The sequence below is a fragment of the Streptomyces sp. NPDC045022 genome, from assembly GCF_056432605.1.
Genome location: NZ_JBWKIR010000001.1, coordinates 100,996 through 114,686, shown reverse-complemented (window position 1 = coordinate 114,686; position 13,691 = coordinate 100,996). Strand labels below are relative to the sequence as shown.

9 protein-coding genes are annotated in these 13,691 nt (G+C 71.5%); 8 read left to right on the top strand and 1 reads right to left on the bottom strand.

Annotated elements, in window-relative coordinates; genetic code table 11:
• The first annotated feature begins 52 nt into the window (after positions 1-52).
• From AC07C1_RS00575 to AC07C1_RS00550, 6 genes are all read left to right on the top strand, one after another.
• A complete protein-coding gene (locus AC07C1_RS00575) occupies positions 53-1,642 on the top strand; it encodes a M1 family metallopeptidase (RefSeq protein ID WP_478935955.1) in 1,590 nt (529 codons plus the stop codon).
• Between the two features lie 159 nt (positions 1,643-1,801).
• Positions 1,802-3,820, top strand: a complete 2,019-nt coding sequence (locus AC07C1_RS00570; RefSeq protein WP_478935954.1) for an N-acetylmuramoyl-L-alanine amidase — start codon at positions 1,802-1,804, stop codon at positions 3,818-3,820.
• A gap of 486 nt (positions 3,821-4,306) precedes the next feature.
• Entirely contained in the window at positions 4,307-6,133 is a 1,827-nt protein-coding gene (locus AC07C1_RS00565; protein WP_478935953.1) for an ABC transporter transmembrane domain-containing protein, read from the top strand.
• Positions 6,130-7,911 (top strand): ABC transporter ATP-binding protein, encoded by a 1,782-nt coding sequence (locus AC07C1_RS00560; RefSeq protein WP_478935952.1) that lies wholly within the window; start codon positions 6,130-6,132, stop codon positions 7,909-7,911. The genes AC07C1_RS00565 and AC07C1_RS00560 overlap by 4 nt, the downstream gene beginning before the upstream one ends.
• Positions 7,912-8,496: 585 nt before the next feature.
• Positions 8,497-8,967, top strand: coding sequence for a DUF5709 domain-containing protein (locus AC07C1_RS00555; RefSeq protein ID WP_478935951.1), 471 nt, complete (start codon positions 8,497-8,499; stop codon positions 8,965-8,967).
• A 42-nt stretch (positions 8,968-9,009) separates the two neighbouring features.
• Positions 9,010-9,255 carry a type B 50S ribosomal protein L31 gene (locus AC07C1_RS00550; RefSeq protein ID WP_478935949.1) on the top strand — a complete coding sequence of 82 codons (246 nt, stop codon included), beginning with the start codon at positions 9,010-9,012 and terminating at the stop codon, positions 9,253-9,255.
• Positions 9,256-9,341: 86 nt separating this feature from the next.
• On the opposite strand, the gene AC07C1_RS00545 is transcribed toward AC07C1_RS00550, so the two are convergent.
• A complete protein-coding gene (locus AC07C1_RS00545) occupies positions 9,342-10,136 on the bottom strand; it encodes a metal-dependent hydrolase (RefSeq protein ID WP_478935948.1) in 795 nt (264 codons plus the stop codon).
• Positions 10,137-10,281: 145 nt separating this feature from the next.
• On the opposite strand from AC07C1_RS00545, the gene AC07C1_RS00540 reads away from it, so the two are divergent.
• Positions 10,282-12,795, top strand: coding sequence for a DEAD/DEAH box helicase (locus AC07C1_RS00540; protein ID WP_478935947.1), 2,514 nt, complete (start codon positions 10,282-10,284; stop codon positions 12,793-12,795).
• A gap of 19 nt (positions 12,796-12,814) precedes the next feature.
• Positions 12,815-13,684 carry an acyl-CoA thioesterase gene (locus AC07C1_RS00535; protein ID WP_478935945.1) on the top strand — a complete coding sequence of 290 codons (870 nt, stop codon included), beginning with the start codon at positions 12,815-12,817 and terminating at the stop codon, positions 13,682-13,684.
• The last annotated feature ends 7 nt before the right edge of the window (positions 13,685-13,691 follow it).

Here is a 13,691-nt window from a genome sequence, read left to right as displayed (position 1 = left end):
TCACAGGGGACCATTTAGTGCTATAAGCACACATGACTGACATAGTGCGGTCATGGAGATCAACAAGGGGTCACTCGCGGGATCCGCCCATCCGGAGTCCCGCCAGGGGCGCCCCCGTCATGTCCTCCGCAACCGTCGCACGGCCCTCGCCCTCACCCTGACCCTCGCCGGAGCCGGCGCGTTCACCGGCGCCGCCGCTCTCGCCGGCATGCTCCCGCGTGGAGCCGACGGCTCGCCCGCTCCCGGTCCGGCCGCCTCGTCGGACCCGGCCCCGGCTCCGGCCCCTGGCGCACCGGGCATCGGCGATCCGCTGATGCCGCTCGCCGGCAACGGCGGCTACACGGTCCGCCGCTACACGCTCGACTTCGACTGGCGGGCGCCCCGGACACCCTTCGCCGCCGGCGCCGCCATCAGCGCCACCGCCACCCAGTCCCTGTCCCGTTTCGACCTCGACTTCGCGGGCAACACCGTGCACAAGGTCACAGTCGACGGCGCGCCGGCCACCGCCGTACGCGACGGCGACGAACTCGTCGTCACTCCCGCGAAACCGATCCCGCGCGGAAGCGCCTTCACCGTCCGCATCTCCTACACCGCCGACCCGACGCAGCACCGGCACCGCGACGACGCCATCCAGGACTACGGATGGGTACCCACCTCCGACGGCACCGTGGTCTGCGCACAGCCCGACGGCGCGAAAATGATCTTCCCGGCGAACGACCACCCGAGCCTGCGGGCACCGGTCACCTTCCGCATCGTCACCCCTCCGGGGCTCAAGGCGGTGGCCAACGGCCGGCTCGTCGACAGGGTCCGGCGATCCGACGGACGCATCAGGTGGACCTACGACTCCGAACAACCGGTCGCGCCGCAACTGGTCCAGATGGCGATCGGGAGGTTCGCGTTCGTCGACAGCACCGGTCCGCGCGGGCTGCCCGTCCGGGACGTGGTCCCGGACACCCTGGTCAGCGACACAGCGACCTATCGCTCGCTGACCGCGGAGCACCTTGCCTGGCTGGAACGGCGGCTCGGCCCGTACCCGTTCCACCGCTACGGCGTGCTGGTCGGGGACACCGACCTGCCCGTGGCACTCGAGACACAGTCGCTCTCCGTCGTGCCGAAGGACGACCTGCTGGGCGACCGGGTCGAGGCGGAACGCAATCTCGTACACGAGCTGACCCACCATTGGACGGGTGACAGCGTCGCCATCCGGCGCTGGTCCGACCTGTGGCTGAGCGAGGGTCATGCCCGGTTCTACGAACGTCTGTACTCCGACGAGCACGGCGGTGTCGGCTTGGCGGACGCGATGCGGGCGGCGTACGAGCAGCACGACCAGTGGCGGCACGACGAGGGGGCGCCTGCCGAGCCCTCGGAGCCGACGCTGTTCAAGGTGATGCGCTACGACGGTTCGGCGCTGGTGCTGTTCGCCCTGCGGGAGAAGGTCGGCGCGGAGACCTTCGACAGGATCGAGCGCTCCTGGGTGACGAAGTACCGGGGCCTGGCGGCCGGGACCCGGGAGTTCATCGCGCTGGCCTCCCAGGTCGCGGGCGAGGACCTGAACCCCTTCCTGACCCCGTGGCTGTACGGGCCGCACACGCCGCCCATGCCGGGCCACTCCGACTGGCGGGTGGACCCGGTCGAGGAGTGAGCCGCACGCCGCCGACCGAGTGGCCTCTGCCCGGCCGCTCGGCCACCCCGGTGACGCTTGGCGCGACGTGGCGCGCCAAGCACGGAAACGTACCAGGGGTGGCGTGCAGGGCAACTGTCTTCGCCCTGAAGGTGACGAGCATGTCTGGAGAACCGTGCAATGAGAAGACCGGCCACCCCACGTGTTCCCGACGCCCTCCGCGGGTACCGCCGAACGGCTTGCCTGATCGCGTCGGCGGCGGTGCTGGCGCCGTTGCTGCTCATCCCTGTCTCCGGCGAGGACGGGTCACCGGACCTGGGGTTGCAGGACGCCTTCGAGGACGCCGCGCGCGAGTACCACGTGCCGCGCAGTGTGCTCATGAGCGTGTCCTATGTGCAGTCGCGGTGGGACTCCCACCCGGGCGCGCCCAGCGTCGCGGGCGGCTACGGACCGATGCACCTGCTGGACACCGACCGGATCAAGAACCCGGCAACGGCAGCGAGCCAGCGGGCACAACACGACGCCGACACCCCGCCGCGCGCGGGAAAGGCCGGGCCGCCCGCAGCCCCTGAGGGCGACGCACCGGACGGCCACGGCGTGCAGCCGGCGGACCTGGAGCGCGCCGCGCATCTGATCCATGTCCCGGCCGGGCGCCTGCGAACGGACACCGTCGCCAACGTACGCGGCGGCGCCGCGCTTCTGGCGGCCACGCAACGTCAGCTCGGCAAGCCCCTCAGCGACGATCCGGCGGACTGGTGGGAGGCGGTGGAGCGCTATCCCGGCACCCGTGACATCACGTCGGCGGCGACGTACGCGAACGACGTCTTCGAGGTGATCCGCGAGGGAGCGCACCGCACCACAGCCGAAGGACAGGATGTCACCCTCGCCGCCAGCCCCGGCGTACGACCGCGCATCGCCCGCCCCCAGGATCCACGACGGCCCAAGGAGGTCGAGTGCCCCGCGGAACTGTCCTGCGACTGGCTCAGCGCGCCGTACGAGGAGATCGACGACGAGGGCGGGTACGGCAACCACGACCTCGCCGACCGGCCCAGGGACCAGAAGATCGAGTACATCGTCATCCACGACACCGAGGCGAAGCTGCCCCGCATGTTCGACACGGTGCTGGATCCGACGGAGGCGTCGTGGCACTACTCGATCCGCTCCAGCGACGGCCACATCACCCAGCACGTCAAGACCAAGGACGAGGCCTGGCACTCGGGCAGCCAGTTCGTGAACGCCCGCTCGATCGGCATCGAGCACGAGGGTTTCCTCACCCAGCCCGGCACCTGGTACACGGAACAGATGTACCGGGCTTCGGCCCGCCTGGTGCGCTACCTGGCGAAACGTTACGGCATCCCGCTCGACCGGCAGCACGTCTTCGGGCATGACAACGTTCCGTCCCCGACCGGCGACAGCATCCCCGACATGCACGACGACCCCGGCCCCTTCTGGGACTGGCGGCACTACTTCGACCTGCTCGGCGCGCCGCTGCGGGCCACGGCCGGACCGAACAGCGACATGGTGACGATCCTGCCGGACTTCGCCACCCACAAGCCCCGGTTCACGGGGTGCGCCGGCAGCGGTGTGCCGTGTCCGGCGCACGGCTCCAGCGCCGTCCGACTCCACACGGATCCCGGCGAGAACGCCCCGCTCATCCAGGACCCGGGCCGCAAGCCGGACGGTGACCCCTCCACGGAGGACGTCAACGACCTGGGGTCGCGCGTCTCGGCCGGCCAGGCCTTCGCCGTCGCGGGACGCAGCGGCGAGTGGACGGCGATCTGGTTCCAGGGCCGCAAGGCGTGGTTCAAGAACCCGAAGAAACACCCCACGGCCGTCGGTGCGGCCGGCCGGATGGTGACGCCGAAGGAGGGCCTGGACGAGATCCCGGTGTACGGGCGTGCCCTGCCGGAAGCGGACGCCTACCCCGAGGGCGTGGAGGAGCAGCCCCAGTCGCCGCTCCCCTACCGCTTCGCGGCGGGCCAGCGGTACGTGACCCAGGCCCGCGTCGGAAGTTCGTACGTCGCCAGGTCGTCCATCGCCGACACACCCGAGCCTGTGGTGAAGGGTCAGGAGGGTTACTACCAGATTCAGTTCGGCCACCGGCTCGCCTACGTCCGGGTGAGCGACGTGGACGTGCTGGCCGGACCCGCCGCGGCAGGACCGCCGTCGACGCACAAGGGTCACCCGGCCGGACGCTAGCCGCACGACGGCCGCTCGGCCGGAGAAGTCTGCCAGGGTGGCGGCGCGTTCGTCGTTGCTGGTGGATGGCCTATAGGCCCACCGGTTGAGCAGCACGGTCGAAGTGGGCAGGTCCCGGATCGGGGGAGGAGTCGGTCGGAGTCCGGGTGGTGCGGCCGTCGGCCCAGCGCGCAAGGCCGGTCCGGGGGGCAGGGCTGCCGCAAGGGGCCAGTGGCGGCCACCGTGCCGGGTGATCGGTCGCCGGGCGACCGATGTGTGGGGCGAGGGGTGACAGGTGAGACCGATGTGTGGGGCGAGGGGTGACAGGTGAGACCGATGTGTGGGGCGAGGGGTGACAGGTGATCGGGGCTTGGCCGGAAGACGGTTGTCCGCGCGGGCCGGCCGGGAAAACCGTTTGAAATTCACCACTCTGCGACGCGAACCTTTCACGGCTTGTTGCCGTGTATTGCCGCTCCCCCCTCCCCTGACACGAGCCACTGGGACGCCATGCAGATTCAAGACCTTCCGTATTCCGATCCGGGCGTCCCCGACGTACGTTCGGGTCCTCGCTTCCTGTGGTGGCTCTGGCGGAACCAGATGGGCGGGCAGCTGAAGTCGCTTGCCTGGGGCCTGCTGCACTTCGTCTCCGTCTCCGCCCTGCCCTTCTGCGTCGGCCTCGCCGTCCAGGCGGTGATCGACCGCTCCGGCACCCGGCTCGCCCTGACGGGCGGTCTGATGCTGCTGTGCGGCACGGGCATCGCCGTCGGCGACACCTTCCTGCACCGGGCCGCCGTCACCAACTGGATCACCGCCGCCGCGCGCGTCCAGCAGCTGCTCGCACGCAAGGCCGCCCACTTGGGCTCCGGGCTGACCCGGCGGGTCGCGGCCGGTGAGGTGGTCGCCGTCTCCACCGGTGACGTGGAGAAGATCGGCTGGTTCGTCGAAGGGGTGTCCCGGTTCACCGCGGCCGCATCGACGGTCGTGGTGGTCTGTGTGGGCCTCCTCGTCTACCAGCCTGCCCTGGGCGTGGTGGTCGCCGTCGGCCTGCCCGTCGTGGCGCTCGCGGTGCTGCCGCTGCTGCCCCGTGCCACACGCCGCGCCGACCTGCAGCGCGAGAAGGCCGGCCGGGCCACCGAACTGGCGTCGGACACGGTCGCCGGGCTGCGCGTGCTGCGTGGCATCGGCGGCGAGGAGCTGTTCCTCGACCGCTACCGCCGGGCCTCGCAGGAGGTGCGGCACGCCGCGGTGCGCAGCGCCCGGATGTGGTCGCTGATCTCCGCCATCCAGGTGCTGCTGCCCGGACTGCTGCTGATCGCGGTGGTCTGGCATGGCACCCACCTGGCCCGCCAGGGCCGGATCACGGTCGGCGAACTCGTCACCGTGTACAGCGCGGTGATGATCCTGAATTATCCCCTGCGCCACTTCGAAGAGATCGCGATGGCCTACTCCTTCTCCCGCCCCTCGGCCAAACGGGCCGCGCGCGTGCTGTCGCTGGAACGAACCACCGCCACCGACGGCACCCGCGCTGCCGAGGTGCCGGGCGGTGACCTGTACGACCCCGGCACCGGTCTGCTCGCTCCCGCCGGCCGGCTCACCGCCGTGGTCTGCGGCGACCCGGACGCGGCGGGCAGGCTCGCGGAGCGGCTGGGCGGCCACCCCGCCGAGCCGGGCCGCTCGGTGCTGCTCGGCGGGGTGCCCCTGGACGAACTTCCCCTGGACAGCGCGCGTACCGCCGTCCTCGTCCAGGACAAGGACCCGGTACTGCTCTCCGGCACCCTGCGCGAACTGCTCGACGTGCCCGCCTCCGGTGCCGTGCGGGCCGCGGAGGCGCTGGCGGCGGCGCAGTGCGAGGACGTCCTGGACGCGCTCGTCCAGGGTTCGGTGGACGCCGCCGACCCGATGGACGCCCGCATCACCGAGCGTGGACGCTCTCTCTCCGGTGGCCAGCGCCAGCGGCTCGCCCTCGCCCGGTCGCTGATCACCGACCCGGAGCTGCTGGTGCTGGACGAGCCGACCTCCGCGGTCGACTCGCACACCGAGGCACGGATCGCGGACGGACTGCGCCGGCTGCGCTCGGGACGGACGACGGTGGTGTTCACCTCCTCGCCGCTGCTGCTCGACCGTGCGGACCGGGTCGCCCTGGTGCACGACGGCGAGGTCGTGGCGACCGGCGTGCACCGCGAACTGGTGGACAGCGACCCTCGGTACCGGACCGTGGTGACGCGCGAGCCCGATGAGGAGCCGGTCGCGAGCGGCGCGGATGTGGACCTGTCCGACGGGGACGTCCTGCTGGGCGCTCTCGAGGAGCTGGAAGAGATCGAGGAGAGCGCATGATCGGCGTTGCGCCACCGGCGTACGACCCGGCGGCCCCGACGACCGCCACCACCCTGCCCGTCGGCGCGGCCGCGACCGTGCGTGCCTACGTCGTCGAGTTGTTCCGCCGGCACCGGCGCGCCTTCCTCCTGCTCATCGCCGTCAACACCGTGGCCGTGGTCGCCTCGATGGTGGGCCCGTACCTGCTCGGCGGTCTGGTCGAGCGGGTGTCGGACGGGGCCCGGGAGCTTCATCTCGGCCTGACCGCAGGCCTCTTCGTGCTCGCGCTGGCCGTACAGGCCGTGTTCGTCCGGCAGGTGCGGCTGCGGGGCGCGATGCTCGGCGAGCGGATGCTGGCCGACCTGCGCGAGGACTTCCTCGTCCGGTCGGTCGGGCTGCCGCCGGGCGTGCTGGAGCGGGCGGGCACCGGCGATCTGCTCTCCCGCATCACCACCGACATCGATCGCCTGGCCAACGCCATGCGTGAGGCCGTGCCGCAGCTGGCGATCGGTGTCGTGTGGGCCCTGCTGCTGCTCGGCGGGCTCGTCGTGACGGCCCCGCCGCTGGCGGCCGCCGTCCTGCTGGCCGTGCCGGTGCTCGTGGCCGGATGCCGCTGGTACTTCAAGCGGGCGCCCTCCGGCTACCGCTCCGAGGCCGCCGGGTACGCCGCCGTGGCCGCCGCGCTCGCCGAGACCGTGGACGCGGGCAACACCGTCGAGGCGCACCGCCTCGGCGCTCGCCGCATCGCGCTGTCGGAGCAGCGGATCAAGGAATGGACGGCCTGGGAACGCTACACCCTGTGGCTGCGGTCCGTGCTCTTCCCGGTGATCAACGCCGTCCACGTCCTCGTGCTCGGTTCGGTCCTGATGGCCGGCGGTGTGTTCGTCCTGCGGGGCTGGATCGACGTGGGCCAGCTGACCACGGGCGCGCTCATCGCGCAGATGCTCGTCGACCCGCTGAACCTGATCCTGCGCTGGTACGACGAGGTACAGGTGGCCCAGGTGTCGCTGGCCCGCCTGGTCGGGGTGCGGGACGTCGAGCCGGACACCGGGGACGGTGCGCTGGTCCCCGCCGGGCGGGACGTGCGCGCCGACCGGGTGCACTTCGGCTACCGCGAGGGCGTCGACGTGCTGCGCAGGGTCTCCCTCCACGTCGCGCCCGGCACCCGACTGGCCCTGGTCGGCCCCTCGGGCGCGGGCAAGTCCACCCTGGGCAGGCTGCTCGCCGGAATCTACGCGCCCCGGGACGGCCGGGTCACCCTGGGTGGGGCGGAGCTGTCCCGGATGCCGGCCGATCGCGTCCGCTCGCACGTCGCCCTGGTCAACCAGGAGCACCATGTGTTCGTGGGCGCCCTGCGCGACAACCTCCTGCTGGCCCGCACCGGCGCCACGGACGCCGAGTTGTGGGCGGCCCTGGGCGCCGTCGACGCCGACGGATGGGCGCGGGCGCTGGACGACGGCCTGGACACCGAGGTCGGCTCGGGCGGCCTCGCGCTGACCCCGGCGCAGGCCCAGCAGATCGCGCTGGCCCGGCTGGTACTGGCCGATCCGCACACGCTCGTCCTGGACGAGGCGACCTCGTTGCTCGACCCGCGCGCGGCACGTCACCTCGAGCGCTCCCTGGCCCGTGTGCTGGACGGCCGCACCGTGGTCGCGATCGCCCACCGCCTGCACACCGCCCACGACGCCGACGTGATCGCCGTGGTGGAGAACGGGCGCATCAGCGAGCTGGGCAGCCACCACGAGCTGGTGGCGGCGGACGGGGCTTACGCGGCGTTGTGGCGGTCCTGGCACGGGTGAGGATCCGCCGCGGGCACCGGTACCTGTGCGGACGGCACGGCAGGCACCCGTGGCAGGTGAGGCCGCGCCAGGCGCACCGGCGCCCGTGCCGACGGCGCGGCACGCACCCATGGCAGGAGCGGGCCCGCCGTCGGCACCGGCACCCGCGCCGTCGGCACAGAGCCCACCCATGGCAGAAGCGAGTCCGCAATCGCCACCGGCACCCGCGCCGACGGCACAGAGGGCTCGCATGACGCCGGTGTCTACACCGATCAGTCTGCGGGTGGCGCCGGCGCACCGGCCGGCCAGGGCGCCGGGATCCGCCCCGGCTGTGGTGCCCGCGTGGAGCGGATGGCGCGAGGAGCCGCCCACGACGTACCACCACCGCCCCCTCGGTCCCGCCGGTCCCCGGCGCACGGGGACAGGACCCGGCCGGGGCGCGTGCCGTTGCGCGGTCCCGAGCCGGAGTGGAAGTCTGGAGAACGGCACCGGTGCGGGAAACGCCCGGGAACCACTCGGTTCGCGTCGCGCATCCGTGCCGGGCGTGCCGACGGCCCGCAGCCCGTTTCGGCGGCACGCGGCCGTCCTCACCACCTGGAGGTACTCGTGGACAGCGCCGACGGCTGGGGGGACGACGTCTACCAGCCCGATTCCTCGGAGATCCGGGAGGACTCGGGGGTGCTCGACGTCGAGGACACATTGGACTTCGACGGCGTCGCGGAGCCTCTCGACCGCGGCTGGTCCCCTCCTGAGCGGCCGTGGGCGGTGGACCACGTCGGTGTCACAGCGGCCGAACGACAGGCGGGCGAAACCCTCGACCAGCGGCTCGCCGAGGAGCTGCCCGACCCCGCCCCGCCCGACGGCGACGGCATCGGTGACTGCGACGGCACCGACGGCGAACCCCTCGACAACGAAGTCGGCAACCTTCGCTCCGGCCGGCTGGTGGCCCCCGACGAAGGAGTGCACGAGGACGAGGAGGCCGCCCTTGTCGCCACCGACGTCGGCATCGACGGTGCCGCCGCCTCCGCGGAGGAGGCCGCGATGCACATCGTCGACGAGGACTCCCTTCCCGGCTGACCCGCACGCCCCCTGCCCGACCGCCGCGCACGAGGAGCCGCCATGCAGCAGGACAAGCACCCCGACTACCACCCGGTGGTCTTCCGCGACCGCGCCGCGGGCTACGCCTTCCTGACCCGGTCCACCGCGCGGAGCGAGCAGACCATCGAGTGGGACGACGGCCAGAGCTACCCGGTGATCGACGTGGAGATCTCCTCCGAGAGCCACCCCTTCCACACGGGCAAGGCCCGCACCGTGGACCCCGAGGGCCGCATCGCCCGCTTCGAGCGCCGGTACGGCGGGGCGTAGCCGGGCGAGGCGGCCTGCCGCCGCACGCCGGCCCGGGCAACCCGGGAGGGAGCGAGGCGCCAGGCACCCCGAGCGGGTCGGGCGGCTCAGATCACGTTGAGGGCCGCCGCGCAGCCCACGCCTCCGAGCAGCATGAACGCCGGCATCAGCACCTTCAGCTCCACCCAGCTGCCGGCCCGGAACCGCATCGGCTTCGGCGGCCCCACCGGGTACCAGCGCTTGCGGCCCACCGGGATCGGCCACAGGATCGGGCAGCCGGACACCGTCAGCGCGTCCCCGATGTCGTGCACCAGCGCACCGAGCACGATCGGCAGCCCCAGCCACAGATACTCCTGCCCGGCCTCCGTGAACAGCCAGTGCGAGCCGTTGCCCGGCTTGTCCAGCACCCCCGCGAGGATCCACGCGCTGGTCGCCGCCAGCAGCCAGACCAGCACATCGCTGCTGGAACCGCGCGCCGCCCGCCACAGCAGGCCCTCGATGGCCAGCACCATGTGCACGAACAGGATCGCCAGCACCGCCCAGCGACCGCCCGTGATCGCCGCCCCGGAACACCCGGCCCCGAGCAGCACCGCCCACAGCCAGGTGTGTGTCAGCGTGCGGTGTCCTCCGGAGCGGCGCGGGTCCCCCTGCTTCCTTGTCGATTTGTAGACGGCGTACGACAGCTTGTCGACGATCTCGCAGATCCAGCGGGAGATCGGCCCGAAGGCCCGGGAGATGGTGGCCGCCTTGTGGTCGAGGTCCGGAGCGAGCGCGGCGCCGGCGCAGATCAGTGCGCCGACGAGGAGGACCGGCCAGGGCATCGGATGACCGGCCGCGGCGGCGGCCGCTCCGACGCCGAGCCAGGCCGCGGCCCCCGACAGTGAGTGTGCTGGTCCCATCATGGCCGCTTCCCGCCCCATTCCTCGTGTGCGGCTGTCCAGTTGACCTGGTGCACTGACGCCGCGTCGGCGACACAGCGTAGCGGCCATGATCTTCGTACCCGCAGCCGATTCCCCTCTCGGGGAGAAGGCCAGGCAAGATGGGTCCGTGACCCTCATCGATCAGCTGCCGCCGACCGCCGACCCCGACGCCCTGTACGAAGCCTTCGAGTCGTGGGCGCAGGAGCGCGGTCTCACCCTCTACTCCCACCAGGAGGAGGCGCTGATCGAGGTGGTCTCCGGGGCGAACGTGATCGTCTCGACGCCCACCGGGTCCGGCAAGAGCATGATCGCCGCGGGCGCGCACTTCGCCGCGCTGGCCCGTGACGAGGTGACCTTCTACACGGCCCCGATCAAGGCGCTGGTGTCCGAGAAGTTCTTCGAGCTGTGCAAGCTCTTCGGCACCGAGAACGTCGGCATGCTCACCGGCGACGCCTCCGTGAACGCCGACGCGCCCGTGATCTGCTGCACCGCCGAGGTGCTGGCGTCGATCGCGCTGCGCGACGGCAAGAACGCGGACGTCGGCCAGGTGGTCATGGACGAGTTCCACTTCTACGCGGAGGGTGACCGCGGCTGGGCCTGGCAGATTCCTCTGCTGGAACTCCCCCAGGCGCAGTTCGTCCTGATGTCGGCCACTTTGGGTGATGTGTCCTTCTTCGAGAAGGACCTCGCCCGCCGCACCGGCCGCCCCACCTCGGTGGTCCGCTCCGCGACCCGGCCGGTCCCCCTCTCCTACGAGTACAAGCTCACCCCGCTCACGGAGACGCTCACCGAGCTGCTGGAGACCAAGCAGGCTCCTGTCTACATCGTGCACTTCACGCAGGCGCAGGCCGTGGAGCGTGCGCAGGCGCTGATGAGCATCAACATGTGCACGCGCGAGGAGAAGGACCAGATCGCCGAGCTGATCGGCAACTTCCGCTTCACCACCAAGTTCGGCCGCAACCTGTCCCGTTACGTCCGGCACGGCATCGGCGTCCACCACGCCGGCATGCTGCCCAAGTACCGGCGCCTGGTGGAGAAGCTCGCCCAGGCCGGCCTGCTGAAGGTCATCTGCGGCACGGACACCCTCGGCGTGGGTGTCAACGTGCCCATCCGCACGGTGCTGTTCACGGCCCTGACCAAGTACGACGGCAGCCGCGTGCGCACGCTGCGGGCCCGCGAGTTCCACCAGATCGCGGGCCGGGCCGGCCGGGCGGGCTTCGACACGGCCGGACTCGTCGTGGCGCAGGCGCCCGAGCACGTCATCGAGAACGAGAAGGCCCTCGCGAAGGCGGGCGACGACGCGAAGAAGCGCCGCAAGGTGGTACGCAAGAAGGCGCCGGAGGGCTTTGTCGGCTGGACGGAGAACACCTTCCAGAAGCTGATCGAGTCGGAGCCGGAGCCGCTCACGTCCCGTTTCCGGGTCACGCACACGATGCTGCTGTCGGTGATCGCCCGGCCCGGCAACGCCTTCCAGGCGATGCGCCATCTCCTGGAGGACAACCACGAGCCGCGCAGGCAGCAGCTGCGGCACATCCGCCGGGCCATCGCGATCTACCGCTCGCTGCTGGACGGCGGGATCGTGGAGAAGCTCGACAAGCCGGACGCCGAGGGACGCGTCGTCCGGCTCACGGTCGACCTCCAGCAGGACTTCGCGCTCAACCAGCCGCTGTCCACGTTCGCGCTCGCCTCGTTCGAACTCCTCGACCCCGAGTCGCCGTCCTACGCCCTCGACATGGTGTCCGTGGTCGAGTCCACACTGGACGATCCGCGGCAGATCCTCGTCGCCCAGCAGAACAAGGCGCGCGGCGAGGCCGTCGCCGCGATGAAGGCGGACGGTGTCGAGTACGAGGAGCGCATGGAGCGCCTGCAGGACGTCACGTACCCGAAACCGCTGGAAGAGCTGCTCTTCCACGCGTACAACACCTACCGCAAGAGCCACCCGTGGGTCGGCGACCACCCGCTGTCGCCGAAGTCGGTCGTCCGGGACATGTACGAACGGGCCATGTCCTTCACGGAGTTGGTGTCCTTCTACGAGCTGGCCCGCACCGAGGGCATCGTGCTGCGCTACCTCGCCAGCGCCTACAAGACCCTCGACCACACCATCCCGGACGACCTGAAGTCCGAGGACCTGCAGGACCTGATCGAGTGGCTCGGCGAGATGGTCCGCCAGGTGGACTCCAGCCTGCTGGACGAGTGGGAGCAGCTGGCCAACCCGGAGGAGATGACCGCCGAGGAGGCCCGGGAGAAGGCCGACGAGGTCAAGCCGGTCACCACCAACGCGCGCGCCTTCCGGGTCCTCGTGCGCAACGCCCTGTTCCGCCGTGTGGAGCTGGCCGCCCTGGACCAGGTCGAGGAACTGGGCGAGATGGACGCCGAGGCCGGCTGGGACGCCGAGGCCTGGGGAGAGGCGATGGACAAGTACTGGGACGAGTACGACGACCTCGGCACCGGACCCGACGCCCGCGGCCCGAAGCTGCTGGTGATCAAGGAAGAGCCCGAGAACGGCCTCTGGCGCGTCCGCCAGATCTTCGACGACCCGGACAGCGACCACGACTGGGGCATCAGCGCGGAGATCGACCTGGCGGCCTCCGACGCCGAGGGCCGCGCGATCGTCCGCGTCACCGACGTCGGCCAGCTGTGAGCACAGGAGAATCCCACCGATGACGACGAACCCGGCCGAGAGGCTGGTCGACCTGCTCGACCTGGAGCAGATAGAGGTCAACATCTTCCGGGGCCGAAGCCCGCAGGAGTCCCTGCAGCGGGTCTTCGGCGGCCAGGTCGCGGGCCAGGCGCTGGTCGCCGCCGGGCGCACCACGGACGGCGGCCGGCCGGTGCACTCGCTGCACGCGTACTTCCTGCGCCCGGGCCGTCCCGGCGTACCGATCGTGTACCAGGTCGAGCGGGTCCGCGACGGCCGGTCGTTCACGACCCGCCGGGTCACGGCCGTGCAGCAGGGCCGCACGATCTTCAATCTGACCGCCTCCTTTCACAAGCCTGAGGAAGGATCGTTCGAGCACCAGCTGCCGCCGGCCCGCGAGGTGCCGGACCCGGAGACGCTGCCGACGGTGACCGAGGAGATCCGCAAGCATCTGGGCGCGCTGCCGGAGCAGTTGGAACGTATGGCGCGCCGCCAGCCCTTCGACATCCGGTACGTGGACCGGCTTCGCTGGAACGCCGAGGAGATCGAGGGAGCCGAGCCGCGCAGCGCCGTGTGGATGCGGGCGGTCGGGCCGCTCGGCGACGACCCGTTGGTCCACACCTGCGCGCTGACCTACGCCAGTGACATGACCCTCCTGGACGCGGTCCGCATCCCGGTCGAACCGCTGTGGGGACCGCGGAACTTCGACATGGCCTCGCTGGACCACGCCATGTGGTTCCACCGGCCGTTCCGCGCGGACGAGTGGTTCTTGTACGACCAGGAGTCGCCGATCGCCACCGGCGGGCGCGGTCTGGCCCGTGGGCGCATCTACGACCTGCGGGGGCGACTGCTCGTCTCGGTCGTCCAGGAGGGGCTCTTCAGGGCCCTGTAGAGGGCTG